Source organism: Pseudolactococcus chungangensis CAU 28 = DSM 22330 (genome assembly GCF_002441885.1).
GTDB lineage: Bacteria > Bacillota > Bacilli > Lactobacillales > Streptococcaceae > Pseudolactococcus > Pseudolactococcus chungangensis.
This window is the reverse complement of sequence record NZ_JXJT01000002.1, coordinates 73,973-100,364: the sequence shown is the minus strand read 5'-3', so window position 1 is coordinate 100,364 and position 26,392 is coordinate 73,973. Positions and strand designations below refer to the sequence as shown.

The following is a 26,392-nucleotide window of genomic DNA, read 5'->3' as shown; positions in this document are numbered from 1 at the left end:
ACTTTTGACTTATTTTTCTGTTAATGTTAGGTAATAAGTTGACGGTGTACAGATGTACGTCGAGACTTATTAACGACGAAGCGACAGAAAATAATCAAAAGTGTATCAATTTTTAGTTAAACGAGTACATTAATCGAAAGCGCTGTTCAGGCGCTTTTTTGATGCACATTTTTTATATTTTGATATATTTGATATAATGAAAGCATACAAACAAAATATAAGGTGGTTAAACTAAACATGTCATGGCTTATTAGACTAATCAAAGGGGTGATCATCGCTCTCGGTTTCATTTTACCAGGTGTTTCGGGTGGTGTCCTCGCAGCAATCTTAGGAATTTACGAGCGGATGTTATCCTTTCTCGCACACATTCGTCGCAACTTCAAGGCAGATTTTTTCTATTTCCTGCCTGTCGGGATTGGTGGCATTTTAGGGATTGGACTCCTATCACGACCGCTTGAATTCTTGTTAGCTCATTATCAAGTTATCGTCCTCTGGGGTTTTGCGGGCGCTATTGTTGGGAGCTTACCCGCCTTGTGGCAAGAGGCAGAAAGTCAGTCACAGCGCGATAAAATCGACTGGTCTTGGTTGATTGGCACATTTGTTGCTAGTCTTGTCATTTTATATCGCATGCCCTATATCTTCGGCACACTGCCTGCCAATTTTGTAACTTTCATCTTAGCTGGTGCTCTGATTGCTTTAGGTGTCTTAATTCCAGGTCTTTCGCCTTCCAATCTCCTTTTGATTTTAGGACTCTACTCACCGATGTTAATCGGATTCAAAAACTTTGATTTACTCAATGTTTTCCTACCGATTACAATTGGTGGTATCCTTGCCGTGCTACTTTTTGCCAAAAGTATGGAATATCTCCTTGAACATCACCATTCACGGGTCTTTCATTTCATTTTAGGTATCGTATCTGCCTCTACCATCCTTATCCTCGTGCCAAACAACCAGAGCGCTGAAAGTATCACCTATGACGGAAGTAACCTGCTTACCCTTGTATTAGCGGTCATTTTTACGGTTCTAGGGCTGTGGTTAGGCCTATGGATGAGCAAACTTGAGGAGCGCTATAAATGAAAAAAGGAAAGTTGAAGAAAACCCTGGTTGAACAAATCTTGGATAAAGCAGGGATTGCCCATGATCCGCTAGCCTTAAATGCTTTAAAAGATGATCTGCCAGAGAATATCTCTAAATCTGATATTTATAAAACGTTGGCTTTAACAGGCAACAATGGACCGGTGATCGGTATCATCCCGCTAACGCAGCATCTATCTGAGAAAAAACTGGCTAAAGTTTCCGGTAATAAAAAAGTCAGCATGATCCCTCAAAAAGATTTGCAAAAAACAACGGGTTATATCCACGGCGCTAACAATCCTGTCGGTATCCGTCAAAAGCATGCTTTTCCGATTTTTATTGACGAAGTTGCGCTCAACAAAGACTTCATGATTGTCTCTGCTGGTGAAGTAGGTCGCAGTATTCAACTTCAACCTCAGCTTTTAGCCGATTTTGTTCATGCAAATTTTGCTGATATTTCAGAATAAAGAATGAAAGCGACCTGATGGTTGATTTTTCTGCGATAAATGCATTTGCAAAGTCTCATTTTTTGTTGTATACTTAAAAAGTATTTTGGGTTTACAAATAACCGAGCTATTTTAGAGACTTTGAGCGGATATCTGTTCACAATCCCCCCGCTTGACCCAAACAACTCGTAAGGTCAAGTTTTAAGAGTTCACGATGTGACAATACAGAAAGGAAAGTTTCCTAAAACGCTAAGCGTTTCAGGACATCAAACAAAGAAACATGACAACTAATAAAGTACAACGCTTAGCGATTATTGCCATTGCAACGGCATTTCTTGCAGTCGCAAGTCAGTTAACAATTCCACTACCACTTGTGCCCCTCACACTTCAAACCCTTGCAGTAGGTATTATTGCAACGCTATTAAAACCATTAGATAGTATTTTAGCGATTTGTCTCTATCTCATCCTTGGTGCTATTGGTATCCCAGTTTTTGCTGGAGGTGCTGCAGGTTTTGGTGTGATTCTTGGACCAACAGGAGGATTTTTGATTGGTTTCTTACTCCAATCCCAACAAGTTTCACTATTGGGTCAAACTGCTCTTATGGTGAAAAGCGCACGTGGTAAATTAATTTTATATAGCGTAGCCAACATTATCGGTGCTGCCTGGTGTTTGGCCTTAGGCACGATTTGGTTATCACTTGTCGCACGTCTATCACTTCAAGTTGCTTTTAAGTCTGGTTTCCTGCCTTTCATTATTCCTGGTATTGTTAAAGCAATTCTGGCAGCGTTCATCGGTTATGCACTTCGTCGTGCTTTAAAGACACATCCTTATTTCGCGGTTATCCCTGCCAAACAAGCTGAGAAAGTTGAAAAAACAGAACTGACCGAAAAAGCTTAGCCTATCCTTTTCAAGATTTAAGCATAAACGAGTAAACTGTTGTCGAGTTGTATTTTCAAGTTAAAAAAGTTAAAATAGTCATATGCTCATGAAACTATTGATTACGCTTTATCCGATAATAATATTTACGCTCATCGCTGTCTTTTTTAACTTTTTCAAAATTAGAAAACATCTGCCGTTTAATGTACCCGATGTCGCGACTTTTTTCTTGATTTTCGGTCTCCATTATTTTTCACGCCAGGTGACGCATGTGAGTATCCTACCTTATTTCTTACTGCTTGTCTCAACTTTGGCGCTTATCTTGCTTCTACTTGATTTATTTTATTATCGAGAATTTAGTGCAAAAAAATTCCTACATTTTTTCTGGAGAGTGACCTTCTTTATGACCTTACTGCTTTATATTTGTATGGTTTTCGTCATCTTTACCAATTAAAAATATCGTCAGATTTCAATCATCTGACGATATTTTTTTACTTCTTGAGTTCATCCACTAATTTTTGAAACTCTTCATTGGTTAAAGTGACACCCTTACCCATTTTTGTGTAATCTGGTGACCATTGACGGATATCAAATTTAGCAGGTGCACCGTTCCAAGAAACACGCGTCAACTCTTTTTTCCAGCCCTTTTCGTTTTCAGACAAGACAATCAAGTGTTCTTCAATTTCAAATTTAAATTCGCTCATTTTCTATCTTTAACTCCTTTATTTTTCCCTATATCTTATTATACGAAATCTAGACCAATTTATCTCAAAATATGTTATAATTTTTGTATGAAAAATTTTTTTAAAGGAATTCACAACTTCTTTTCAGGGAAGTCTGTGCATCAAAAACAGGATTATACCAAAATTGATCTTGAAGTTCTGGCCAATCTCGAACTTGCCCACTCCTTTAATCATGCCGTTCATCTTCATTTTAATGAAAAAAATGGTAACCTTATTAGTTTCACTGGCAGCATCTCGAGTATCACTGAGCGGCAAGTTGTCATGAAGGATCTACAATCCAATCAAATTCGGATTATTCTTTTGAGCAAAATCAAAAAAGTCACCTTTGTGCCAGAAAATGTCAAAAAATCAATCATAAATCAAAAAAACGCCTAGAATTTTAAAATTCTAGGCGTTTTATTTCGATACCAGTTCGTGCTTTAACAGCATCAATCGCATGATGATAACGACTGAGATAACCACCTTGGTCGCGACCATCACCTGTATCATCAAGCAAAACAACTTTATCCATTAAATCAAACTCGGCTAGCTGGCGCATTAACTCGTCATGAAAAGCTTGCCTAGATGACTCCCACGCCATATTTCGAAAACCATCATTGACATAGGTTGTAATCGGCGGAATAACCAAAATCAAATCCATCTGCTCATTGCGAATTGTTTGTTGGAACAAGGGTTCAAGCTGTTCTTGCTCCGCCTTGCTCAAGTATAGTTTGGCATAAACACGCGTCACAATGGCATCCGTATCAAGAAAAACAATGCCTTGGTTTGCTGGTGAATTGATTTCGTGTGAATTCGCATCATACTGACCTGTAATCAATCGGGCATAGTCATCCATCCCCAGCTCATTATCATCAAGATTAGCTCGTTCTTCATAAATTCTAGCATATTCTTCAGAAAACGGTGCATTAATCGAGCGTGCAAGCCGACGCACTAGGGTCGTTTTGCCAGTTGAGGCTGAGCCCATAATTGTCACAACTTTTGAAAACTGACGACGAAAAACGCGATTGATTTCCTGCCAATAGGCTTGTGGATTTTGCCGAATCATGGTGGCAGAAATCTGGATATCCTTGCGATCAGCTATTTCGACTGCATAGGTATTACCATCGTTTTTGGGAAAACGCTTGCCCAATTCAGTGACGTAATCCGCTTCACCAACGTAAAAAGTGACCTCAAGATTTTCAGATGTAGTGTTGGCATGAATCAACTCAAACAGGCGATCAGTCCAGTCATCCCAGCCATATGGTATCTCAGGAATACCATTCTCGTCAAGTTTTGCCACTTTAACCACGGGTTCATCATTAAAGGCTTCCCTTAGATAACGAAATCTTTTCTCCAAATGTAGTCCAATCTGTGAACCACGGTCACCGTCGTATCCTGAGACAATTAGTAAAACGCCCTCATTTAGAGCGGCAGTTTTATAAATTTGTTGCTGATGTCCCGTATGTAGCGGTGCGAAGGTGCCAAAATAGACCCCTATTTTCTTACCGGTTAATCTGTCTTTTGAGATGTTGTTTGTGATCATTTTTCTCCACTCATTTTCCCGATAGTCTAGAAATTTTAATCTATTTTGATTATATCAAAAAAAGCGATAAAACTCGCTTTTAACTGAATGAGATGCTGGATTATTTGCTTAAAAATCTTGTGGAAAGCCCATAAACAGGCGTATAAATAATATAAAAAATTGATGCCCCCATACTTAAGAGTAGCTTTAAATAAGACTGCTTCTTCTTGAATAAGTATAAAACTAATATAAGAAAGAAAACTGGCACTAATCAAAATAAGGCATGGAAAGTAAACGCTTTTGTAAAATGACCTAGTAACACACTACAAAAAGCGCGTGTCATGCCACAGCATGGATAAGGTATATTTGTCACCAAACGAAAAGGGCACCTATAATTTATTTCCAAGTACCATCCTTTGAATCAAAATAAAATCAGGTCCATCATAGTTACTCAGTTTTACCAAAGCAATAGTAGCGTCAACAAGAGTAGCAATATCACAACCACCTAAAGTTAAGATATATAAAACACCTAGCCCAACTTGACCTCGTGAAAAGCGGTGCACACCCAACTCTCCGTCCAGACAAGCTAAAAGGACATATGCAATTTTTGAAACGGGCTTAGTATTAGGACCATATTCAGGGACTGAAAAAGCTTGAGATTGTACTTTACTTACAATAACATCGTCACTGTTACCATAAACTTCAACACTATCTCCAATCTTAGGGGGATGTATAGTTCAACTTATATGATAAAAAATTATAGATCTATTATTACCTAGTCCAACTGAGACTTCATACCCTTTAATAACAATAATATCTGCCATATCACGCAACTCTATTTATTAGCTTTAAGCAATAAGACATTTATAAATAAAGTATATCAAGCAGATTTATGTTTTTAAATTTTATATCTAATTATATAAAAAAGCTAATTTTTTTAAACTAGCTTTAACTTTTCTAGACTCTAACCGTTTTTGCTACACCATTTTTTTCATACAAATTAATCAAGCCTGACCCATTTTTACGGATCATATCGCCTGGTTCTACTGCTGTTGGTACGGTCATAGTTAAAAGCTCCATCGGATTGGGTGCCCGGTCAATCCGTTCACCGTCTTCGTTTCGAAGATTTTCTACTGTGGCTGTGACATGACGGAAACCTGGACCGTAAAATTCGATTTCATCACCTTCTGTAATCACATTACGTTGACGAACGGTTGCCGTCATGGTCTTGGCATCAAAAGCAACAACTTCACCGACAAATTTGTACTGCGGAATTTTCCTGCGAGCGCCAAAAAGTTGTTCATTTTCACTTGGCGTTTGGTAATAAAAACCAGTTGCCAACTCACGTTGGGCAACTTTCCAAAGTTCATCTACAAGCGCAGGTTTGATTTGTTCAAAGGTTTCTGGACTTTCCAGATAGGCATCCACTGCTTTTTTATAGACATTGCTGACAGTTGAGACGTAGTGAATTGACTTCATCCGACCCTCAATTTTAAAAGAGTTGACACCATTTTCAATCAAATCTGGGACATGTTCAATCATACTCATATCAACAGCACTCATTGAAAAATCCTCAGGAATCTCACCTTGAACTGAGCGACGTTCAACACCAAAAGGCATATCATAGAGATCATATTTCCAACGGCAAGACTGAGAACAGCCTCCTCGATTGGCATCACGATGACTCATGTAGTTTGATAGCACACAGCGACCAGAGTAAGAGATACACATAGCGCCATGAACAAAGGCTTCAATTTCAACATCTGTATGTTGACGAATTTCAGCTAATTCAGCCATAGAGACTTCACGCGCCAAAACGACCCGTTCCAAACCAAGATTTTTCCAAAACTCCAAAGTCTCATAGTTAGTTGCACTTGCTTGCGTAGAAAGATGAATAGGTAACCCTGGTGCTTCACTAGCTGCAATAGCAATCAGTGCTGGATCACTAACGATAACGGCTGAGATACCGATATCACGGAGCGTTCGAAACCACTCCCCGGCGCCCACTTCATTTCCCTCATGGGTCACCATATTAGCAGCAACATAGACTTTTGCACCATGCGCTGATGCGAAAGCTACACCCTCGCGAATCTCATCAAAGCTGAAATTGCCAGCTCGTGAACGTAAGCCATAAGCATCGCCACCGATATAAACGGCATCTGCACCATAACTAATGGCAACTTTTAGTTTCTCCAAAGTACCCGCAGGCGCAAGTACCTCAGGACGTTTCAATTTTCTAGACATTTTTTTCTCCAATTTTCAAGATTGTAAGATATTTAAATCATTTTGAAAAGAAGTGTGTCGCACTTCAAAACTTTTTAACTTTCTTATTATAACATATATTTCACTTAATAAAACCGCCTGTCAGAACAATTTTGCCAATTGTGGCATTGCGTTCCAAGTCAGCGTGAGCTAATCGCAAGTTTTCGGCTGTGATGCCATCATAGGTTTTGCTCAGGGTGCTGACCAATTTCCCTTGTTCAAATAAAGTAGCCATTCTCGCAAGTGCTTCACCTTGGCTTGCCATTTGAACACGGTATTGCGCCTTGGCAAACATAAATTCCCAGTCGAAACTAGCCGCTTTATTTTTGATATTTGTCAATGGTAACAGGTCATCAGTCTCAACAATTGATCCGATATGTCCCAATGGTGCAATTAATGTTGCAGCAGGACCAAAATGACGCTCAGTGGAATGTAAAATAGCGATGCCGTCCACAAATTCAAACCCTAGTTGATGAATGCTGTCAACATAATTTTCCCGGTGATTGACAATTTCGTCAGCACCCATTTTTTTGACTTGATCAAGTGTTTCAGGGCGTGACGCTGTAGCAATGACTGTCAAACCTGCCCATTTTGCCAGTTGAATGGCGATAGAACCTACGCCACCTGCACCATTGATAATCAAGAGTGTTTTGCCCTGATTGGCATTTTCAGCGGGTATGAAGCCCATTTTTTCAAACAAGAGTTCGTAAGCTGTCAAGGCAGTCAAAGGCATAGCTGCAGCCTCGGCATCTGACAAATTGCTAGGTGCCAGTGCGACCAAGCGGTCATCAACCAACTGAAAGGCTTGGTTACTTCCACTACGACTGAACTCGCCTGCGTAGTAGACCCTATCGCCTAGTTTGAAATCGGTGACTTGTTCGCCAATTTCAACCACTGTGCCAACAGCATCCCAGCCAAGCACGCAAGGTGTTTCGCTCTTTTTTAAACCTTGACGAACCTTGAAATCAACGGGATTGACGGACACAGCTGTGACTTCAACCAATAAATCACGATCTTTTGCCGTTGGTTTATCAAGCTTCAAGTCAACGAGTGCCTTACTATTTGTGATGTCAATCCCTTCAAATGCACCAATTGCAGACATTTTTTCCATTTTTTTCTCCATTCTCATCATTCAAGGTGTTGAGATGACTGACCAGCTCCGTAGAAAGTTTCACTGCATTGCGTAATCGCAGATGCAAATTAGGATTTCGTCGTAAGCGAACGACGTTCGTGCGGACAAAATATCTATTTTTCTAGTTGAAAGCACTGCTTTCAATCTACGGATAGAGGCAACGAAATTGTCACCAGCTAGGAGTCGAAACTCAATTACCTTATTTAATCTCATCGGGATCCAAGTCATAAAAACCATGCCCAAGCGTTCGTCCTGTCGGGTGGAGGCTGCGAATTTCTTCGTCTAGGACAAAGGCTTGAATCGGTGTTAACCCACCTGCCTCTAGCAGTTTTTTCGCTTGAATAAAACGCTCAGCAATCTTAACAAAAGTGTCACCTGGCGTGTAGATGCCGTCTAACTTCCAGTGGGTATAACCCAAATCACACAAGGTAGCGAGTTCGGTCATCATGTCAACATCATCGGAAGCAAAAATGTGCGTACCGTGACTATCTTCATAGATTGAATAGTGCGTTGTTTCATCCTTAGGCTCGCTCAAAAACAGATTTCTGGCTTTAGATTTTTCTTCATCAGTTTTGATGAAATTATAGTAGTTTTCCAGAAGTGGGCGTTTAGATTGATGAATAATCGTTGCGCCATAGACCAAAATTTCACCAAAAATATCGAGATTTTCAGCCATTCTAATCAACTCTTCTTTTGGCAACTCACGTGATAGGACAGCACCAATAGCGCCTTGTTGTCCCCAAAAATTCACTTGGCGACTACTTGTTACCATAGTCGAGGCATCATAGATATAAGGAAGCTGATATTTATCACGATTCAAGACAAAAATCACACCAGTATCACCAACCGCAATTTGATCGACTTTGATCGTTTGTAAAAAATCAAGATAAGGCTTGATTGCTGCCATTTTTTCAGGGTGCATAATCGCATTAACTGCTACTGTTACTTGCGCTCCTACTGCGTGTGCCAGTTCTGTGATGTCACGGATTTCATTCCAAGTGAAAGTATTTGGTAAGCGAAGGGCGTACTCACTTTCTCCAATATAGAGCGTGTCAATCCCCAAATCAAGTAATGCTTTAGCTTGTTCGAAATTTTCTGCTGTTGCAGTTATCTTTATTTTCTTAGTCATAAATTTATTATAACAAGAAAAGACATTTTCGTCTGATATTTTTTATCCAAAAAACATCAGAAATATCTATCATTTATTTATAAATAAACAGAAAATTTATGGATAACACGATTTCGTAACCATTATGTAATATTTTAACTTAATTGTAAAGTGTATTTTTGTCTTAGCGTGGTATCATAGGGAAGTACGATAAGGGAGACAGTATGGAAGCACCTAAAGACGATGAGGATTTAAATTACTGGCAAGCGCCTACGCGCGACTATTACAGAGAAGAAAAGGCATCATATGATAAGATGATGGCTGAAAGATTTAACGAGATTGCCTTTTTCTTCAATATTGCTGTATTTTCAATCTTCATGATTTTTAGTTGCGCCATACTCTCGACAGTTATGTCAAGTTTCTTGAGCGTATTACTATCGATTGCATTATCTCTTACGATGTTGAAAGTTTCAAAAAAAGCAATCAAAACATTCCTACGGATTATAAAGAAATAAGCCACAAGGCTTATTTTTTTGCTTTCTAAAGATTTTCTCTATCCAATCAATCTTAAAATCTGTCAACATCTATTTGACAACAAACAAAAAAAGTCTCGGAAACCCGAGACTTTTCATATAAATTATTTAACGAAGTCCAAAAGTGCCAAGAAGCTATCAGCTTCAAGTGATGCACCACCAACAAGCGCGCCATCAACGTTTACTTTGCTCATGTATTCCGCAACGTTTTCAGGTTTAACTGAACCACCGTATTGGATACGAACAGCTTCAGAAACTGCTTTACCGTAAAGTTTTTCAACTGTTGCACGAACAACACCACAAGTTTCATCAGCAGTGTTAGCATCAGCTGATTTACCAGTACCGATTGCCCAGATTGGTTCGTAAGCAATAACAAGGTTAGAAACTTGTTCAGGTGTAAGATCTTTCAAAGCTGCAGTGATTTGACCTTCAACCCATTCAGCTGTTTTACCAGCTTCATAAGTTTCAAGCGTTTCACCACAACAGATGATTGGTGTCACACCATTTGCGATAATAGCTTTCGCTTTTTTATTGATGTCTTCATCAGTTTCGTGGAAGTATTCACGACGTTCAGAATGACCGATGATGATGTATTCGATACCAAGGTCAGCGATTGCTGCTGGAGAGTTTTCACCAGTGAAAGCTCCTGCATTTTCAAAATATGAATTTTGTGCAGCCAATTGGATAACGTCATCTTTCAAGTTGTAAGCAAGCGGTGCAAGGAACAATGCTGGGCTACCAATAACAGTATCCACAAGGTCAGCAGATGGTGCTTTACCTTTTACTGCCTCAGCGAAAGCTTGTGCTTCAGCCAAAGTTTTATTCATTTTCCAGTTACCAGCGATAATCGGTTTACGTGACATGAGTCCACCTCTAAAATTTTATTATTTGGAACTATACTTGACTTGCATCAAGATAAAATCCATGCACTATTATTTTAACATAAAAAGCGAGAATATTCACAATAAAGTGCGATATAGCTGAAAATCTACAGAAAATTTACTAAAAAATCTCGCATTAACGAGATTTTTTAGTAGCAACCACATTACAGTGCCACAACTGCCTCTTTAATTGCTGTCACTAACTTGATATCTGTAAGCCCAGTGACAGATTTAATCACCTCAATTAAGTCTTCTGTCGCCAAACGTTTTTGAAGTTCAACTGCTTGGGCATCTGACTCATCTGTATATTTGAAAATCTTCGCAACTGTTGCCAGATGTGTTGCAAAGGACAGATTCCGGTCATTTAATTCTCGAATAGGACGAATGAACCGTTCATCGTAACCTAATTTGCGAATAGGTGTACGAGCAACACGAGAGATATCATCAGATAAATGGGGATTAACAAAACGGCCCCGAATTTTCTCGTGATAAGCACTAAGCTCCGCTTCGTTGAACAAATCCCATTTGGCCAGCAAAAGCTCACGCGTTTCTTCTTGCGTTTGTAAGAGCGCAGACATCACACGCTCATCCTTTAAAGCACCATCTATCGTTTCACTACCATAGTAAAAACCATTATAAGCAACTGTCGCATGTCCCGTATTAACTGAGAAAAGCTTACGCTCGATGAAAGGCTCTAAATCCGTCGCATAATGGACGCCATTCAAATGTATCAAAGTATTGCGGATTTGACTTTGATCGATAACCCATTCGCTAAAGGGTTCTACGACGACGAATAATGGGTCTGCATGAGTTTGACCGGGTACAATTCGATCAACTGCAGCATTTGGAAATCCAATATAAGTAGTAGCGTATGCTTTATTTTCTTCTGTCAGAAAGGCATCAACCTTAGATTTCAAAAATTCTGAGCCACCTATCATGTTTTCACAGGCAATGAAATCTAGCGGTGCCATAATCTTAGCAGCTTGACGTGCTTGAATGCCCTTAGCAATGAGTTCTGCGATAAAAGGTAGGATATTAGGACCAATAGCTGTTGTCACGATATTAGCATTTTTAATAGCCTCAATGACTGCCTCTGGTTGTTTAGCATTGTTAAGACCAGAGACATGATGAATCGGAATTCGTGTCGCTGCATCCTCTGCCAGCTCTATTTCATAGTTACCACGTTCATTTAGAGCATTAATAATCGTTTCATTGACATCGACAAACACAACCTCGAAATCATTCTTGTGTAAAATTTCTCCGATAAAACCTCGTCCAATATTTCCTGCACCAAAATGTACTGCTTTTTTCATGTTATACCCCTTCTAAATAGTGAATGTTTTCACAAGTTAACATTTAAATAAAACAACTCTTCAGTCATTCTAAATTTCCTAGACTTTTAATTCCTTTGCTACAACTTAAACTTCTACTGAATTAAGTAAGTCTGCGATTTCCTCTGCCGTTTGGGCATCCGCTAGTTTGACAACATTATCAACATCTGCACAGAAAATCGAAATCTTCTGAATCAAATCTAAGTGTTCATTACCGACACCAGCGATACCAAAAAGCATCGTCGCAATTTTTGAATCTGCATCATTTCCAAAGTTCACACCACGTGGCACTTGAACAATGGTAATCCCAGTTTTTAAAACTTCTTTCTTAGCAGCGTCCGTTCCATGAGGAATCGCAATAAAATTTCCCATATAAACCGAAAGTTCGCGGTTGCGCTCTATCATAGCAGGAATATAATCCGCGGTGACATAACCTCCTGCTAGTAATTGTTCCCCACAAAACACAATCGCCTCCTCTTGTGTTTCAAAGACTTGACCTAACTTAATTAAATTCGTTTGTATCTTCATTTTTACCTCTTTCTGCGCCTTCACTTTATGAAAACTTGAAACTTGACATTCCATTTGTAACCCTGCCAAGTGAGGGATCTGCTCAAAGTCTTTCCCTTTAATTTCCCTCTTGATACTTTAATTGTAACCGCTTTCTACACAAGCGTAAATAAAAGCCTTGTCACAAAAAAATGTGACAAGGCTTAGTAGAGTGTTAAGCAATTTATTGCTCTTCTGTCGTATATTTAGTAAAACTTTCACTAATAATTTTACTCAATAGTTCATAGACGATATCATAATTACCCGAGCTATAAATCGTCGTGTAAAGGGTATTTTCAATGATAGAACTTGAGATTTTACCCATGATATAGTTATAAATCTCATCAATAGATTGTGGTGCTGTCAAAAATAAAATCCGATTAGCCATCATAGGCTCTTTATCCATACCTATCACTTCAATCTCTTGCGTTAAATCAAAGATTTTAAATTCCGGGCGTGGCACAACTTTGGAAATACCATGAATCAAAACCAAATTAGTTTTGGGAATGCCAAACGATGTCCTTTTAAAACGTTCTAGCAACTCCCAATCAATTAAATTATCAGCACGCATGAGATCATAAATTGTTTCGTTAAAATCAGCAATATTAGTCAGTTCAGAAATACTAAAGTTCTGTAAAATGACCTGACTTTTCAAAAAGAAATCTTGAAAATCAAGTGGATTTTCCATCGTTGCATCATTTTGCTGGCGTGGTGTCCGCTTTGCTCTCAACTTACGAATGTCACGCGCAATGCCTGAAACATTGGACAATCCGATATTTGAACTCAGTTGGATGAATAACTCAGATGACAATTCTTTCGTATCATCTTCAATTTTTTCAGTCGTAAAAATCAGATCAAAATGCGATAAATCTTCCTGATGCATCTGACTGACTTGAATAATCTTAATTGATGTGATGAAAGGAAACTGAGTCTGCAGATTACGTGCGAGAATAGCCATTGACACACGCCCGCGACTGGTAATCAGAAGTGCCGTCATCGGGAAAACACGACTAGAACGCTCCAATGTCGCTAAAAAATGGAGTGTAATTAAAGCCACTTCATGCTTAGAAAATTTCTTATCAAAAACATCAGCTAGGCAACGATTAATCACCTTAAATAAACGTGCATGTTCTTCTTGAACACGAATGATCAAATCATTTTTATCATCCGAAAAAAGCTGAGGTAGAATAAAACTACTGCGCAAATGCATATTTAACAAGGTAAAAATTTTCTCATCTCTACTGAAATTAAGACCAGTGGTTACACTAACATTTTCAATGAACTGGCGAACTTTATAAGAAAAACTCGTATCATATTTTTCATTAAATAGGATGTTCCCACCTTTATCAAAGTGCAAGACATCTACCATATGAGATAGATACATAATTTCTGGAAGATTCACTCGAAAATCAGGCAAGTTTTGAACAATTTCGGTCACAAAATCCAAAGCTTTTTTCGACGGTCTAAACTGATAATGATTTTCAATCAGATGTTGCTGTCCCAATCGCTCTAATGTTACAACGAAAAACAGTCTTAAAATCCCTTGCGTGCGGTCTGAAATATTGCTAATCTTTGAGCGTTTGAAAGCAATCATAACACTCTCAAAATACGCTTTTTGAAAAAGCTGAACAACTTTATTTTCTTGATAGATAGCGTCATTAAAATTAAAAATATCACGCGTTGACAAGTTGCTAACGAGACAAGATACGAGGAGCGTTCGTTTACTATACTCGCTTGCAACGACTTCTAATCCTCCCTCTCGCACAAGACCATTGCCAGCGAAAGTCAGATTTTTTTCGATGATTTTCAAATCGTTTGTAGCTGTCGGCTGGCTAATAGCAAAGTGTGTTATGAAGTCTGCCAACTTAGCCTGCTCGAAAATCAACATAATTAACTCCATAAAATGACGCTCATTTTGTGTATAATCCTCCACCACGCGCTTATCGGTTAAGTTAGATAACTCACCTTTAAGGCTGTAAAATTGGTCAATTTTGATTAGGCTGACTTGGTAATTGGGCAGAAAATCTTGCAAATTTTGTAAGTCTCTGTAAAGCGTTCTACGACTCACACCGACAACATCAAGTAGCTCAGCAATGCTGACTTGTCCTTTCTTGACAATTTCATCGATAATCTGCTGTTCTCGTTTCGTAACGAGCATAACGCCTCCTTTAATATCTGAAATCGTAATTAAATTGCACTCTAGATAGAGACCACAAAAACCCGACTTGCGGGTCTTACATTTTTAGATTTTTCTGACTATTTCTTCATTCGTGCTACCATTTTATCATACTCAGGTGTTGTTATCAAACTGTCAACGCTGAGATGTTGCGCGTTAGGTGCATGATGCTTTGCAATTTCAGTATTGTCCTTTGTCGTCACAACGACAATATTCGGTGCATTATAGGCTGCGAGTGCTAGAAACTCGACATCTGAAACCGGAATCTTCACATCATGATTTCTGAAAATCGCTAGGATCGTTTCTTTACCCATAGTCGCGCTACCGACAGATGTTGCATCGTGTGCGAAGACAACCTCATCAATCAGATTCAAGTCAATCTCGTCATCCACTTCAGAAACCGCTTGTGCAACTGGTGTTTGCGCTGCACTTGTGCTACCAGTCAAACTTTCGATAATGTCATCATATTTGGGCGAATTTAAGAAATTAGACACCGCAACTCTTGTTGAACTTGGTGCCATTTGCGCTGCACGCGGCGCCAACTCTTCTTGTGTCACGACCAAGGTATCTGCCGCATCAGATAAGTTGGAAATCGCCCGATTGGTCACATCAATACTGAGCCCAGCTTTTTTGACCTTATCACGAAGGATAGACGCTCCCATCGCTGAAGAGCCCATGCCTGCGTCGCAGGCAAATATGATGTGTTTAATATTGCCCAGATTGCTAAGTGGTACAACTACAGATGATGTTTGTGCTTGCCCTTTAGCAACTGCTTTTTTAGCAGCAAGATCAGCTTGTGCGGTGGTGAGTGCTGTATCATCTACCATTGATTTATCATTTTTTAGAATGATTGCAGAAACTAAGAATGAGACAGCCGCTGCCGCAAGGACACCTAATAAAACAGTGATATGTGGCCCGAAACCTTTTGGTGCCATTGCCTCAATCGCAATAATAGAACCAGGTGATGCAGGAGATGTCAAAGCGGACCCTAGAATTGAGTTCGTAAATGTCCCTGTCACACCACCTGCAATTACTGCAAGGAAAAGTGCAGGTTTCATCATAACATATGGAAAGTATATTTCATGTATACCACCCAAGAAATGGATGATGATAGCACCAGGTGCGGTTGCTTTTGCTGAACCTTTGCCAAAAAACATGAATGCTAATAAGAGACCAAGACCTGGTCCAGGGTTTGCCTCAAGTAAGAATAAAATAGACTTACCAGTCGCTGCGACTTGTTCAGTTCCGATTGGCGTTAAAATACCATGGTTAATCGCGTTATTCAGGAAAAGAATTTTAGCTGGTTCAATAAAGATATTGGCAAGTGGTAAAAGGTGTGCGTTGATAATCGTCTCTACACCCTTTGCCATGAGATTTGTCAAAGCCTCAACAATTGGACCAATTAAAGTATAGCCAAATAGTGCCAAGACAAAGCCTAGGATACCTGCTGAAAAGTTATTCACTAGCATTTCAAAACCGGCTTTGATTTTAGGTTGAACAGTTTGGTCAAATTTTTTCATTAACCAGCCGGCCAGTGGCCCCATCGCCATTGCCCCGATAAACATCGGAATGTCTGTTCCGACGATGACACCCATAGCAGCAATCGCACCAACAACACCACCACGGCCATCACCATAGATATTTTTACCACCAGTATAAGCGATCAGTAATGGTAATAGATAACTGAGCATCGGTCCGACTAGCTCAGCGAAGTTTTTATTGGGTAAATAACCTGTTGGAATAAAGAGTGCGGTGATAATCCCCCAAGCAATAAATCCACCTATATTTGGCATAACCATGCCTGAGAGTGCTGTTCCCAAACGCTGAACTGCAACTTTTAAGTTGAATTGTGACTCATTCATATTTTTCTCCTTATGTATTCAGATGTGTGAACACGATTTTTAAGTTTGACGCTGAAACAAGTTAAAGTGTTCAATAAAAATAGCATTACCTGTTTCAAGTATCGGTTAACTTACAAACTAATTGTAACCGTTTCCAATTAAAGGAACAATAAAAGTCTTGACACAAAAAAGTGTGTCAAGACTTATAACCTTGTAAAATTTGAACGTGAATTGTTGCTTTCTTGGGTGGATTTTTAGCAATTTCTCTTTTGTCTACCTCAGAAATTCGCCATTCTAATGGGCTCATAGATAAAAAATCTTGTTGGAGATTTTGGGGAAGCTCAAACTCATATTTGATTTCTTTTTGCGTCAGACTAGGGTAGTTTTCAATAAATTTTGCTAAGACATCCCGATTATCATAATCTACCGGCAAACCAAAAGCAGAGCGTAATTCTTGCAAATAATAACGGTCAGGGATGACCTTTATCACTTGAGCACCATGGTCCAAAACGCGATTGAACTCTCGATAGTTTGACGGTGTAAAGATATTCAGGACTGTTGCCATGCTTTGGTCAGCAAAAGGGAGGTTGGTGAGGTCTGATAGGCTGAAGAAGGCTTGCATATCAGTCAAGTCGGTCGCCATGTTGACGCCGTCTAAGGCAATGTCAAAGCCAAATTTATGACCGGCTACATCCAGCAATTCTAAAAAGCTACCTTCGCCACTGCCAACATCTAGCAAGTTGCCTGGGGTAAGCATGGCTTGAATCTCGTTCAAAACTGGCGCGTACATACCGGATTGAATCAGTTTACGACGTGGCTCAAACATTTTACGTGTGTAATGGGTGGTGTCTGGCTTAATCGTCAGGAAATTCACTACACCTTTTTTACTGATATTATAAGTGTGACGGTTGTCACAGATAAGGGCATAATGATCAAGGTGAAAAGATGTGTGACATAGGGGGCATCTTAATAAGTCAATGTTTTGTGCCAAATAGTGGGCGGTTTTATCAATTTTCTTTAGCATTAGTATTAGCGTTTTCCACTTCCAGTGAGAGCGTGTTTCTAAGCTGCGGGAGTCTATCAGCCATCAATAACATCTCATCACTAACGGTTTCGATTTTATCACCGGGTTTAAAATGATAGACTTCATAGGTAATCAAATCACGAAATTTCGACACACAGGTCCAATCCAACTCAGGAAAGGTTCGCTTGGTTTCGTCGGAAATTTCTCTTATATTGTAAGCGATATGTTCTAGCTCAATCATATAGTCAATATCAATTTGCTGACCAACTGTGTTTTTCAAGAGTTTAACATGGTCTAGCATCATATTAATAAGATATAAATCAGCTTTCAAATAATTGTACAACTAGACCCTCTTACCCTTCTAATAGATATATTTATCTATTATAGCATAGAAACTGATAGCTACTCAAGTTACACTTTTTAACATTTTTTTATCATATAGTATTTTAATTAAGATATATTTATTTAACTATAATACCCTATAATATACAGTATATGAATACTAATTTTATCACTAATTATGCGTAACTCATGGCTTAGATACAGGCATTCTGCCAGCTATGTTTATAACATTGTTAAACATCAATAAAGGTAGATTATCCTATTTTTACTATAAATAATCATAATAAAAAAAAACAAACGTAAAAAATTATATCAAACAACAAAAAAAGATTAACTTATTATTAGAGTTTCGAAATGACTTGCGCTATAATAGAAACATGTTTTATTTTCTACTATACTTGATATCACACTTATTTGATATCAGAGTTTCCAATATATGGTATTGATGAATTCAACCTGCCATCCGATACTATCCACTAAAAAAAACAAGGAGAGCATTAGAAATGAAAAATTTTCTATTAGATAAAGACTCACATTATATCTTAAAAATGATTAATTTGCTTAACGCCGCTCCCAATCATGAACTTACATTGAGCGAGTTAGAGACAGAGTTGGGCCTTGCAAAACAAACTGTTAAAAGTTATTTTGATAAGCTACTCGACTATTGTCATGAACAAGGGCTAACAACTTTTTCAGTCAAAGCCAATCATTTCAAAATGGCCCAAGAAACAGCTTTCAATCTCTTTAAGCTCCACCATTACTTGGTTGAAAAATCAGTCAAATATCAAATGATGTATCGTATTTTCTCTGATACTTCTACAACTTTTACAAGCTTACATAAAGATTTGGAAATTAGCCGTAGTAAATGTTCCGTTCATATCAAACAGCTAAATGACTACCTGGACTGCTACAACTGCTACATTAACTTTCTACAAAGAAAGCCCATGCATGGCAAGGCGTACCAAGTTAGATTTGTCTACCACAACATTTTTTGGGGATTAGATTTGGAACAAATTATCCAGAAAACACCAAGTCTCGAGGCAGCAAGTCAACTTATCATTGATTTTGTACCAAACATCGATTATGCTACTTTTTTGAGAATCAAATTGAGTTTCTACGTTTTCCAAGTCAATACGAGACATGGTTCTTTCCTGACACCAGATGAGGATATATTTGCAATACCCGACTCACCTTATGTTACATTTGATGATTTTTTCGACAAAATAGAGGCGGTTGGTTTCCTCAATACATGCCCTGATTTCGAGACCAAACAACGAGAAGGTCGTTACCTCTACTTTATTTTTTGTCGCGCAAACTTAATCATGTTGGAAACTTTTCAAACAACTGATTTCCAGATTGAACGCTCAAAATCGTCAGAAGTACATGATTTGATTACCCAATTCCAGAAAAATATTACCTTTAGCTTGTCACCAGAAGAGTTACACTACCTCCACTATAATCTCACCCTCATGAACAAAGAGGCGGAAATTTTTAGAGGACGAAATAAAATCTTCGACCTAGAAGAAACAGCTGAAGAAATTTATCGCTCAGAAGCAATCACTTTTGAATTTATCAATGACTTTGTTGTCGAACTCCGAGACCATAATCCTAAAATTCAGAAACTCATTTTAAATTTTCCTAATCTCTACTATCACTACATTATCCTCTTTAAAAACATTCTCAGAAAACACAAGAAACCACTTAAAATATTGGTTCAAACAAACTCATCGCCACTCCATCGTGAGATGCTGATTTCTAAAATTCGAGATACGACACCTGCGCCTATCATCATATATACCTTTAATCAGCTCAAAGGCGAAAAGCCAGATGCCATCATCTCAAACTGGATGCCAGAGAATAAATATGCCGACGTGCCGTTCTTCTCAACCTCCTTATTTTACTCAAATTGGAACAAAGCAGAACTTGATAAATTCTTAAACAAACTCTCCGACCGTAAAAATAATTTTTGTCGCTCAACTAACTAATCTTTCTGAGCAGACACAGGTATGTTATAATCAAAGTAATTGAAAAAACAGATTGGAGACACACCCTTGTTAATCAGAGAATTTTGTGCTGAAAACTTTACCGATATTCCTCGAGCGGTCGCTGCTGGTGCTGAACGCATTGAGCTCTGCGACAACCTCGCAGTTGGCGGTACAACCCCAAGCTACGGCGTCATCAAAGAAACCGCCGACTACCTCAAGGATACCAAAACAACCCTTGCTAGTATGATTCGCCCACGTGGTGGTAACTTCATCTACAACTCCATCGAACTACGTATCATGGAGTCTGACATTTTGAAAGCCATTGAAGCTGGCACAAATGAGTTAGTATTTGGTGCACTAACAGATGATAACAGCTTAGACTTAGAAGCTTTGGAAACGCTAGTGATAGCGAGCCAGGGCCTTCCCATAACCTTTCATATGGCATTTGATGAAATACCCTCAGACTTACAAAAATCCGCCCTAGATGAACTCATCACTCTCGGATTTGATAAAATTCTCATGCACGGTGACAGCCTTGATAAACCCATCAATACAGCTAAAATCGCTGAACTTGTCAGCTATGCTGCTGGCCGTATCCAGATTTTAGCAGGTGGTGGCGTGAGCGCTGCCAACGCTGAAATAATTTCAATTGAGACAAATAGTTCCTATGTGCATGGTACAAAAATTGTGACGCTTTAAGCTTTAAATAGAAAAAATCCTCAAACTTCAAGATAGTAGTCTGAGGGATTTTTATATTATAGCAGTTCAACCGCTTAAAAATTTTTAACCAAATGTTTTTCTGAAATAGCTTTGACTTTTTCAACACGACGAATATATTTTTCTTCTGGTAGAAAATCAGTCGTCATCCAAGTCCGAACAATCTCCAATGCAAGCGCTGAACCAATGATTTTACCACCTAAACATAAGACATTACTGTCTGTATGCTCACGCGCTAATTTCGCACAGAAAGGATCTTGACACACAACGGCATCAATACCATAAATTCGATTGGCGATTAAGGCAGAACCATACCCCACACCATCAACGAAAATGCCGCATACTTTTTCCTGACTCACTTTGAGAGCTGCCGGATAGACGAAATCTGACAAATCAACCGCAGTTGTGTCATAAGGTCCCATATCATCAACCTCATGCCCCATTGTTTCTAGTAATGCCTTAATTTCTGCTTTTAACTCGACCCCTGCGTGATCACTTGCCATGATAATTTTCATTTTTTCGTTTTTTTACTCAACTTTCTCTATTTTTGGTGCTTAATCTTCAATCCGATAAACATCGCGATCTTTCGTTTCTTGAATATTACGGTAATTGCTCCGTAATTTATCTTGTAATAAATCTTTCTCAGCTGGTGAAATTTTGATCGGTTCTTCTAAAATCAACCAAGTAATCGTTTGGTTCAATGGTGGTGTCGTCATTGAACCTTTGTAAGTCCAAAAAGTATGATTTTGCGGTAACAATTTATTGATATCAAAGTCAACCAACTTATGTGAGCTATTTAACAAAGTTAAAATACTGTCATCTGTACAGTCTTCATCGACATCGGCAAATACGGCCAAAACAAGCTGGTTGATATCAACACTCTCAAAAGCAAAGTGAATCTCAGCTGCATGTCTTTTACCATCAACCAAATGTTCAGCACCATCATGAAAATGGAAACGGTTGAGCATATATTCATGACCGCGCCATTGTAAATCACCATCCGCATAGATTTGAATTCCTATCGGCGTATCTTTCACAATAACTTCTTGATCACTCGGCAAATTAATTTGCAAAGATGTATCAACCTTAGCTAGCAACTGATCCGTCTGCACATCGATTGGCGACTGAGGAATCAAAGTATTATCAGCAAGCGCCCACTTCTCTTGGTGCCTGTAATCTAGATGTTTCATCATGGCAACTCCTTTAATGATGAGCGGGGAAACCCGCTAAAAATGCGATAAGTATCTCTTTCATAAGAGATGGCGTCAGATAGAATGTAGACTTTAAAATAAAGGTCACTTAATTAAGTATTCATTCCAAACTCTATCTCTTCTATCATACCATATTTTGATTGGATACCTAAAATTTTTCATCCGAAATATATGATTTATTGTGATAAAAGGCGACATCGCTAAGTTATTTCCAAATGTTATCATCATCTAATGATGCTAAATATAAGATGTCCTAGATAGATATCTTGCGACCATTTTCCGAATTATCCGAATAATCAACACCTTTTTAAAAATAAAACACATTTTATCACTCTAAAATCCTCGTGATTATGGTAAGATATGAGAAAGAAAAAACCAAGTCGCACTTTAACTGACAAAACATGGAGAAAACATGCTAAATACCGTCCTTTCACTTCAAGAACAAAAAAATAAACAGCAAAAAATCACAATGTTAACTGCCTACGACTTCACAACAGCCAGACTCTTCGATGAAGCGGGTATCAATATGCTTTTGGTCGGTGATTCTCTCGGAATGGTCATGCTAGGCCATGAAGATACACTGAGCGTGACAATGGCTGATATGCTCCATCATACCAAGGCCGTCTCACGCGCTGCAAAAAGTGCTTTTGTTGTGGCCGATTTACCATTTTTATCTTACCACATTAGCACCGAAGCTGCTGTCATCAATGCTGGCCGTCTGATTCAAGAAGGTGGCGCAAATGCCGTTAAATTAGAGGGTGGCAAGGCTTTTTCCGATGTCATTACCGCTATCACAAGAGCTGCTATCCCAGTCGTCGCGCACCTCGGTCTAACCCCACAATCCGTCAACGCCTTTGGTGGTTTCAAAGTACAAGGGCGCACCGAAACTGCTGCCCGACAAGTGATTAAAGATGCCCTTGCCGTGCAAAACGCCGGTGCTTTTGCGGTTGTCTTAGAGGGAATTCCTTCGCTATTGGGCGAATTCATTAGTCAACTTTTACATATTCCGACCATTGGCATCGGTGCAGGTAACGCAACTGACGGGCAAGTCCTAGTCTATCAAGATATGCTCGGCATGATTGATACCCTTCAACCCAAATTTGTTCGCCGTTTTGCTGAGGGGAGCACACTCTTCAAAGATGCCGTCTCCAGCTATCAAAAGGATGTCCAGTCTGGCGATTTTCCAAACGAGACTGAGAGCTACAAAATTGATTCGGATATCATCCAAAAGTTAAAACAAGAATTTAGTACCACTAGTAGTAGACAAGGAGAAAAATCGTGACAATTTCAACTGCCACAACCATTGCTGAACTCAAAGCAAAACTCGCATCATGGCAATCTGCGCATCAAACAGTTGGTTTCGTCCCAACCATGGGCTTTTTACATGAGGGCCATCAAAGCCTTATCCGCAAGGCCGCCACTGACAATGACCGAGTCGTCGTCAGTATTTTTGTCAACCCCACTCAGTTTGCTGCAGGTGAAGATTTAACAACCTACCCACGAGACCTCGCACAAGACCAATTCAAATGTCTAGAGGCAGGTGCCGACCTTATCTTCGCACCTAGCGTTTCTGAGATGTATCCGTCTGGCTTTAATACCTATGTCACAACATTTGGCATCAGCGAGCTCCTAGAGGGCAAGAGCCGCCCCACACATTTCCGCGGCGTCACAACAGTCGTCACCAAACTCTTCAACCTCGTCCAACCAAACAAAGCTTACTTTGGTCAAAAAGATGCCCAGCAAGTTGCTGTACTCCAACAAATGGTGCGTGACCTCAACCAAAATATTGACCTAGTTGTCTGCCCCATTATCCGCGAGACAGATGGCCTAGCTAAAAGTTCACGCAACACCTATCTTAGTACAGAGGCTAGACAACAAGCCGTCGTCTTATCCCAGGCGCTAGCATTGGCTGAAACCCTCATTTCAAATGGTGAGCTCAAAACGAGCAACATTATAACCGCCCTCAAAACACATATCCAGACCCAATCCTTAACCAAAATAGACTATATCAAAATCGTTGACCCTGCTACCCTACAAGACATCAACATCATCACCACAGACATCTTACTGCTACTTGCCGTCTATGTTGATCAAACACGACTGATAGACAACACACTCATACACTTGGAGGCCTAATCATGCTACTAGATATGCTAAAATGCAAAATTCATCGCGCAACCGTCACACAGGCAGAATTGGACTATGTCGGTAGCATCACTATCGACGCTAAATTATTAGCAGCGTCAGGCTTACTTCCCTATGAAAAAGTACACATCGTGAACATTAATAACGGCGAGCGCTTTGAGACCTACGTGATTGAAGGTCCAGCGGACACAGGCGTCATTTGCCTCAATGGTGCTGCTGCTAGAAAAGTCCAAGTCCAGGATAAAATCATCATCATGGCCTATGCGCAAGTCACTCCAGAAGAGGCTAGAGTTCTCAAACCACAAGTTGTCTTTGTCACAGACGACAACAAAGTAGAGAAAATCACAGATTATGAAAAAATCGGTAAAATCGGGTATTAAAAAATAGCGCTGAAACGCTATTTTTTATTTTAGTTTCCATTTTGGATAAAGCACACCCATCAAGACAGCAAGTAGAACAAAAATACCTGCAAGCAGTTTATTTTGGAAAGTTAGCAGACTCACTACTAGCTCAACCAAACTAACTGTAAACACCAGATTTCGAATCAACTTACCCGCTGCCAAATTTTTAGCACTTGCTTTAAGTGGGTAAAGATTAGTTAAGATCTGATAATCCTGAGATTGACGAATCGGAAACAGTTGAAAAACAAGTAAGTAATTAAAAATTAAAGCGAGTAACAAAGCAAAAATATCCGCATGAATAAAGATAAGTGAAAGCACAGCAAGTCCTAACAAACGTAACATCAGCAGCCAATAATCACCACTTCGCAAAAAAGTTCTGATAAAAAGGTAATCATAGGTCATTTTTGTCTTAGGTAGCAAGACATCCAAATACTTGCGACGTTTTGCCTGCTGCTGTAATCCCTTGACATCTGTAAACTGGCTAAATACCTTCAGCACCGCATTCTGCCGATTTTTCTCATAATTGATAAGTGACTGCCACTGAATCAACTCATTTTGAACAAAGGACTGAGCTTTTTTAGAGAGTAGCATATATTTAATCGCGATTAAGACGATAGCCCAGACTAGCGTTAAAGTAAAGGGTAGGCTTATCAGTGGTCTGATGATAAACGTCATCAAGACAATCACAACCGCCGGAAAGACCAGAGATTTTTTCACAGCATTTTTCAGATAGGCTTGGACAGCTTTTTCTTTTGCTAGGAGGAACTGTTGGTCTGCACGTTCGACAAATGTCGCTAATTGCCCGAAAAATAACACCACTATAGAGACTAGGACAGCTATCACATAACCCGGTAGCCAATGCGCTGGTAATTTTTTCAAGAAATCAGCGTATTGATAGGCTAGAAAACCTATGAGAAACATGATAACAAGAACAAAATGGTCGTTAAAGACATAGCGAAGATATTTGAGGTTTTGTGACCGCCAGTTGCCATGCCTTTTAGCAAATAAATCATAAATATCTTTAGCCATGCGCCTGCCAACTTTCATCAGTCAAAGCGACATAAATCTCATCAAGACTTGCCTCAGGTAGGTTAAATTTCACACGAAGTGCTGCTAAGTCACCGTCTGCAATGACTCGACCCTCGTGTAAGACGATAAATTTATCACAAAACCTCTCTGCAGTTGATAAAATATGCGTTGACATCAAGATGGATGCTCCTGTTTTTTTCATCTCTAACATCAGGTCAATCAAGTCATTTATAGCAAGTGGGTCAAGCCCCAAAAATGGTTCATCAATAATATAAAGTGACGGCTCTGTTAAAAAAGCACAGATAATCATCACTTTTTGCTTCATCCCTTTAGAAAAATTTGCCGGAAACCAGTCTAACTTATCAGAAAGTCTAAATGTTTTCAGTAATTTTTCAGCACGTGACATAGCCACTTCTGGCGCAACATCATAGGCTAGTGCAGTGACTTCAATATGCTCACGCAAGGTCAATTCTTCATACAAAGACGGTTGCTCAGGAATAAAACCAATTTTTTTACGGTAGGTTTCAGCGTCCTCACGGATACTCAAACCATCTAGCAAAATTTGACCTTGATAGGGTGTCAGCAACCCAATAATCTCCTGGATTGTCGTCGACTTACCTGCACCGTTTAAGCCAATCAAGCCGACAAGTTCTCCGTCATTGACCGTAAAATCCACGTCTTTCAGAACGGTCGTCCCGAAATAACCACCTGTTAAATTTTCAATTTTCAATGTCATATACGCTCTCTATACTCTTTTTTACATCAAATACTATAATGTGATAACTGCTGATCTCAAATGCTCCCGATTTTCTTAATCTGCTTACTTCATCAGATAAAGGATTTTTTTAAAAAAACTATTCAAATTTAAAAGCTGATCATTCTCGGATATATTTTTAAAACAAATGATGGGATAGAATGTGAGTTGCAAAAACTAGTGGTAGAAGCATTACAGTAAAAACAGTTATCACCTTTAATACTATTCCGCATTTCATACATCAATTTATTACTAATTTTATGTTGATCTATTGTTACATTTTCCCCGAATTTATACCTAGTTCAAAAAGACTTATCATCCTATCCTTTATTT

Annotated in this window: 29 protein-coding genes; 11 read left to right on the top strand and 18 right to left on the bottom strand. The window is 39.1% G+C overall.

From position 1 onward, the window contains the following. The first annotated feature begins 222 nt into the window (after positions 1 to 222). The 4 genes from RR45_RS01800 (at position 223) to RR45_RS01785 (ending at position 2,851) form a co-directional block, all read left to right on the top strand. The gene (locus RR45_RS01800; RefSeq protein WP_167362560.1) at positions 223 to 1,077 is read left to right on the top strand and encodes an undecaprenyl phosphate translocase family protein; all 855 of its coding nucleotides are present in this window, start codon (positions 223 to 225) and stop codon (positions 1,075 to 1,077) included. Beyond that, positions 1,074 to 1,541, top strand: coding sequence for an aminoacyl-tRNA deacylase (locus RR45_RS01795; RefSeq protein WP_031366533.1), 468 nt, complete (start codon positions 1,074 to 1,076; stop codon positions 1,539 to 1,541). The genes RR45_RS01800 and RR45_RS01795 overlap by 4 nt, the downstream gene beginning before the upstream one ends. A gap of 259 nt (positions 1,542 to 1,800) precedes the next feature. Further along, a complete protein-coding gene (locus RR45_RS01790) occupies positions 1,801 to 2,418 on the top strand; it encodes a biotin transporter BioY (protein WP_072353448.1) in 618 nt (205 codons plus the stop codon). Positions 2,419 to 2,500: 82 nt separating this feature from the next. Continuing rightward, complete coding sequence (locus RR45_RS01785) at positions 2,501 to 2,851, top strand: DUF3397 family protein (RefSeq protein ID WP_072353447.1); 351 nt, start codon at positions 2,501 to 2,503, stop codon at positions 2,849 to 2,851. Between the two features lie 37 nt (positions 2,852 to 2,888). On the opposite strand, the gene RR45_RS01780 is transcribed toward RR45_RS01785, so the two are convergent. Then, positions 2,889 to 3,101 (bottom strand): YdbC family protein, encoded by a 213-nt coding sequence (locus tag RR45_RS01780; RefSeq protein WP_003138959.1) that lies wholly within the window; start codon positions 3,099 to 3,101, stop codon positions 2,889 to 2,891. 87 nt (positions 3,102 to 3,188) lie between these two features. Between RR45_RS01780 and RR45_RS01775 the strand changes: the two genes are divergently transcribed. Continuing rightward, positions 3,189 to 3,515 (top strand): hypothetical protein, encoded by a 327-nt coding sequence (locus tag RR45_RS01775; protein ID WP_143188713.1) that lies wholly within the window; start codon positions 3,189 to 3,191, stop codon positions 3,513 to 3,515. A gap of 4 nt (positions 3,516 to 3,519) precedes the next feature. Here the strand turns inward: RR45_RS01775 and RR45_RS01770 are convergent, their stop codons facing one another. The 6 genes from RR45_RS01770 to RR45_RS01740 form a co-directional block, all read right to left on the bottom strand. Beyond that, positions 3,520 to 4,662: a nicotinamide-nucleotide adenylyltransferase gene (locus tag RR45_RS01770; RefSeq protein WP_031366530.1), complete on the bottom strand. Its 1,143-nt coding sequence runs from the start codon at positions 4,660 to 4,662 to the stop codon at positions 3,520 to 3,522. 250 nt (positions 4,663 to 4,912) lie between these two features. Further along, positions 4,913 to 5,017 carry a DUF2752 domain-containing protein gene (locus RR45_RS11590; RefSeq protein WP_072353446.1) on the bottom strand — a complete coding sequence of 35 codons (105 nt, stop codon included), beginning with the start codon at positions 5,015 to 5,017 and terminating at the stop codon, positions 4,913 to 4,915. Between the two features lie 13 nt (positions 5,018 to 5,030). Next, entirely contained in the window at positions 5,031 to 5,246 is a 216-nt protein-coding gene (locus RR45_RS11585) for a TM2 domain-containing protein (protein ID WP_179295321.1), read from the bottom strand. Between the two features lie 352 nt (positions 5,247 to 5,598). Next, entirely contained in the window at positions 5,599 to 6,885 is a 1,287-nt protein-coding gene (locus tag RR45_RS01750; protein WP_031366527.1) for a peptidase U32 family protein, read from the bottom strand. A gap of 100 nt (positions 6,886 to 6,985) precedes the next feature. Beyond that, complete coding sequence (locus RR45_RS01745; RefSeq protein WP_425268459.1) at positions 6,986 to 8,014, bottom strand: zinc-binding alcohol dehydrogenase family protein; 1,029 nt, start codon at positions 8,012 to 8,014, stop codon at positions 6,986 to 6,988. 220 nt (positions 8,015 to 8,234) lie between these two features. After that, complete coding sequence (locus RR45_RS01740) at positions 8,235 to 9,164, bottom strand: peptidase U32 family protein (RefSeq protein WP_031366525.1); 930 nt, start codon at positions 9,162 to 9,164, stop codon at positions 8,235 to 8,237. 203 nt (positions 9,165 to 9,367) lie between these two features. Here RR45_RS01740 and RR45_RS01735 point away from each other — a divergent pair, with 203 nt between their 5' ends. Then, a complete protein-coding gene (locus RR45_RS01735; protein WP_031366524.1) occupies positions 9,368 to 9,658 on the top strand; it encodes a DUF3270 family protein in 291 nt (96 codons plus the stop codon). Between the two features lie 122 nt (positions 9,659 to 9,780). Here the strand turns inward: RR45_RS01735 and tpiA are convergent, their stop codons facing one another. From tpiA to RR45_RS01700, 7 genes are all read right to left on the bottom strand, one after another. Further along, positions 9,781 to 10,539, bottom strand: a complete 759-nt coding sequence (gene tpiA / locus RR45_RS01730) for a triose-phosphate isomerase (RefSeq protein ID WP_031366523.1) — start codon at positions 10,537 to 10,539, stop codon at positions 9,781 to 9,783. 182 nt (positions 10,540 to 10,721) lie between these two features. Continuing rightward, entirely contained in the window at positions 10,722 to 11,870 is a 1,149-nt protein-coding gene (locus RR45_RS01725; RefSeq protein WP_031366522.1) for a mannitol-1-phosphate 5-dehydrogenase, read from the bottom strand. Between the two features lie 105 nt (positions 11,871 to 11,975). After that, complete coding sequence (locus RR45_RS01720; protein ID WP_031366521.1) at positions 11,976 to 12,416, bottom strand: PTS mannitol transporter subunit IIA; 441 nt, start codon at positions 12,414 to 12,416, stop codon at positions 11,976 to 11,978. A gap of 202 nt (positions 12,417 to 12,618) precedes the next feature. Continuing rightward, positions 12,619 to 14,592 carry a BglG family transcription antiterminator gene (locus RR45_RS01715; RefSeq protein WP_031366520.1) on the bottom strand — a complete coding sequence of 658 codons (1,974 nt, stop codon included), beginning with the start codon at positions 14,590 to 14,592 and terminating at the stop codon, positions 12,619 to 12,621. 98 nt (positions 14,593 to 14,690) lie between these two features. Beyond that, entirely contained in the window at positions 14,691 to 16,472 is a 1,782-nt protein-coding gene (locus RR45_RS01710) for a PTS mannitol transporter subunit IIBC (RefSeq protein ID WP_031366519.1), read from the bottom strand. A gap of 175 nt (positions 16,473 to 16,647) precedes the next feature. Then, positions 16,648 to 17,475, bottom strand: coding sequence for a putative RNA methyltransferase (locus RR45_RS01705; protein ID WP_031366518.1), 828 nt, complete (start codon positions 17,473 to 17,475; stop codon positions 16,648 to 16,650). Beyond that, positions 17,459 to 17,818: a hypothetical protein gene (locus RR45_RS01700; protein WP_031366517.1), complete on the bottom strand. Its 360-nt coding sequence runs from the start codon at positions 17,816 to 17,818 to the stop codon at positions 17,459 to 17,461. Before RR45_RS01700 ends, RR45_RS01705 begins: the two co-directional genes overlap by 17 nt. Before the next feature lie 502 nt (positions 17,819 to 18,320). On the opposite strand from RR45_RS01700, the gene RR45_RS01695 reads away from it, so the two are divergent. Further along, positions 18,321 to 19,802 (top strand): helix-turn-helix domain-containing protein, encoded by a 1,482-nt coding sequence (locus RR45_RS01695; protein WP_031366516.1) that lies wholly within the window; start codon positions 18,321 to 18,323, stop codon positions 19,800 to 19,802. 66 nt (positions 19,803 to 19,868) lie between these two features. After that, on the top strand, positions 19,869 to 20,501 hold the full coding sequence (locus RR45_RS01690; RefSeq protein WP_031366515.1) for a copper homeostasis protein CutC: 633 nt from the start codon (positions 19,869 to 19,871) through the stop codon (positions 20,499 to 20,501). Positions 20,502 to 20,575: 74 nt separating this feature from the next. On the opposite strand, the gene RR45_RS01685 is transcribed toward RR45_RS01690, so the two are convergent. Both RR45_RS01685 and RR45_RS01680 read right to left on the bottom strand, forming a co-directional pair. Beyond that, entirely contained in the window at positions 20,576 to 21,034 is a 459-nt protein-coding gene (locus RR45_RS01685) for an RpiB/LacA/LacB family sugar-phosphate isomerase (protein WP_031366514.1), read from the bottom strand. A gap of 39 nt (positions 21,035 to 21,073) precedes the next feature. Beyond that, positions 21,074 to 21,712, bottom strand: coding sequence for a carbonic anhydrase family protein (locus tag RR45_RS01680; protein WP_084463378.1), 639 nt, complete (start codon positions 21,710 to 21,712; stop codon positions 21,074 to 21,076). 430 nt (positions 21,713 to 22,142) lie between these two features. Here RR45_RS01680 and panB point away from each other — a divergent pair, with 430 nt between their 5' ends. The 3 genes from panB to panD are packed head-to-tail and all read left to right on the top strand — an operon-like array spanning position 22,143 to position 24,255. Further along, positions 22,143 to 23,012, top strand: a complete 870-nt coding sequence (gene panB, locus RR45_RS01675) for a 3-methyl-2-oxobutanoate hydroxymethyltransferase (RefSeq protein ID WP_072353444.1) — start codon at positions 22,143 to 22,145, stop codon at positions 23,010 to 23,012. A 2-nt stretch (positions 23,013 to 23,014) separates the two neighbouring features. Continuing rightward, positions 23,015 to 23,866, top strand: a complete 852-nt coding sequence (gene panC, locus RR45_RS01670) for a pantoate--beta-alanine ligase (protein ID WP_031366511.1) — start codon at positions 23,015 to 23,017, stop codon at positions 23,864 to 23,866. A gap of 2 nt (positions 23,867 to 23,868) precedes the next feature. Further along, complete coding sequence (gene panD, locus RR45_RS01665; RefSeq protein ID WP_031366510.1) at positions 23,869 to 24,255, top strand: aspartate 1-decarboxylase; 387 nt, start codon at positions 23,869 to 23,871, stop codon at positions 24,253 to 24,255. 24 nt (positions 24,256 to 24,279) lie between these two features. On the opposite strand, the gene RR45_RS01660 is transcribed toward panD, so the two are convergent. After that, positions 24,280 to 25,305 carry an ABC transporter permease gene (locus RR45_RS01660; RefSeq protein WP_031366509.1) on the bottom strand — a complete coding sequence of 342 codons (1,026 nt, stop codon included), beginning with the start codon at positions 25,303 to 25,305 and terminating at the stop codon, positions 24,280 to 24,282. Next, positions 25,298 to 26,041, bottom strand: coding sequence for an ABC transporter ATP-binding protein (locus RR45_RS01655; RefSeq protein WP_003139501.1), 744 nt, complete (start codon positions 26,039 to 26,041; stop codon positions 25,298 to 25,300). Before RR45_RS01655 ends, RR45_RS01660 begins: the two co-directional genes overlap by 8 nt. Positions 26,042 to 26,392 lie beyond the last annotated feature (351 nt).

Coding starts and splice junctions, on each gene's coding strand:
- RR45_RS01745 (WP_425268459.1), bottom strand. CDS start 8,014: ATGGAAAAAATGTCTGCAATTGGTGCATTTGAAGGGATTGACATCACA.
- RR45_RS01705 (WP_031366518.1), bottom strand. CDS start 17,475: ATGCTAAAGAAAATTGATAAAACCGCCCACTATTTGGCACAAAACATT.
- RR45_RS01775 (WP_143188713.1), top strand. CDS start 3,189: ATGAAAAATTTTTTTAAAGGAATTCACAACTTCTTTTCAGGGAAGTCT.
- RR45_RS01795 (WP_031366533.1), top strand. CDS start 1,074: ATGAAAAAAGGAAAGTTGAAGAAAACCCTGGTTGAACAAATCTTGGAT.
- RR45_RS01750 (WP_031366527.1), bottom strand. CDS start 6,885: ATGTCTAGAAAATTGAAACGTCCTGAGGTACTTGCGCCTGCGGGTACT.
- RR45_RS01695 (WP_031366516.1), top strand. CDS start 18,321: ATGAAAAATTTTCTATTAGATAAAGACTCACATTATATCTTAAAAATG.
- RR45_RS01740 (WP_031366525.1), bottom strand. CDS start 9,164: ATGACTAAGAAAATAAAGATAACTGCAACAGCAGAAAATTTCGAACAA.
- RR45_RS01720 (WP_031366521.1), bottom strand. CDS start 12,416: ATGAAGATACAAACGAATTTAATTAAGTTAGGTCAAGTCTTTGAAACA.
- RR45_RS01785 (WP_072353447.1), top strand. CDS start 2,501: ATGCTCATGAAACTATTGATTACGCTTTATCCGATAATAATATTTACG.
- RR45_RS01710 (WP_031366519.1), bottom strand. CDS start 16,472: ATGAATGAGTCACAATTCAACTTAAAAGTTGCAGTTCAGCGTTTGGGA.
- RR45_RS01685 (WP_031366514.1), bottom strand. CDS start 21,034: ATGAAAATTATCATGGCAAGTGATCACGCAGGGGTCGAGTTAAAAGCA.
- RR45_RS01715 (WP_031366520.1), bottom strand. CDS start 14,592: ATGCTCGTTACGAAACGAGAACAGCAGATTATCGATGAAATTGTCAAG.
- RR45_RS01725 (WP_031366522.1), bottom strand. CDS start 11,870: ATGAAAAAAGCAGTACATTTTGGTGCAGGAAATATTGGACGAGGTTTT.
- RR45_RS01770 (WP_031366530.1), bottom strand. CDS start 4,662: ATGATCACAAACAACATCTCAAAAGACAGATTAACCGGTAAGAAAATA.
- RR45_RS01780 (WP_003138959.1), bottom strand. CDS start 3,101: ATGAGCGAATTTAAATTTGAAATTGAAGAACACTTGATTGTCTTGTCT.
- RR45_RS01660 (WP_031366509.1), bottom strand. CDS start 25,305: ATGGCTAAAGATATTTATGATTTATTTGCTAAAAGGCATGGCAACTGG.
- RR45_RS01735 (WP_031366524.1), top strand. CDS start 9,368: ATGGAAGCACCTAAAGACGATGAGGATTTAAATTACTGGCAAGCGCCT.
- RR45_RS01680 (WP_084463378.1), bottom strand. CDS start 21,712: ATGATGAAACATCTAGATTACAGGCACCAAGAGAAGTGGGCGCTTGCT.
- tpiA (WP_031366523.1), bottom strand. CDS start 10,539: ATGTCACGTAAACCGATTATCGCTGGTAACTGGAAAATGAATAAAACT.
- RR45_RS01790 (WP_072353448.1), top strand. CDS start 1,801: ATGACAACTAATAAAGTACAACGCTTAGCGATTATTGCCATTGCAACG.
- RR45_RS01655 (WP_003139501.1), bottom strand. CDS start 26,041: ATGACATTGAAAATTGAAAATTTAACAGGTGGTTATTTCGGGACGACC.
- panB (WP_072353444.1), top strand. CDS start 22,143: ATGCTAAATACCGTCCTTTCACTTCAAGAACAAAAAAATAAACAGCAA.
- panD (WP_031366510.1), top strand. CDS start 23,869: ATGCTACTAGATATGCTAAAATGCAAAATTCATCGCGCAACCGTCACA.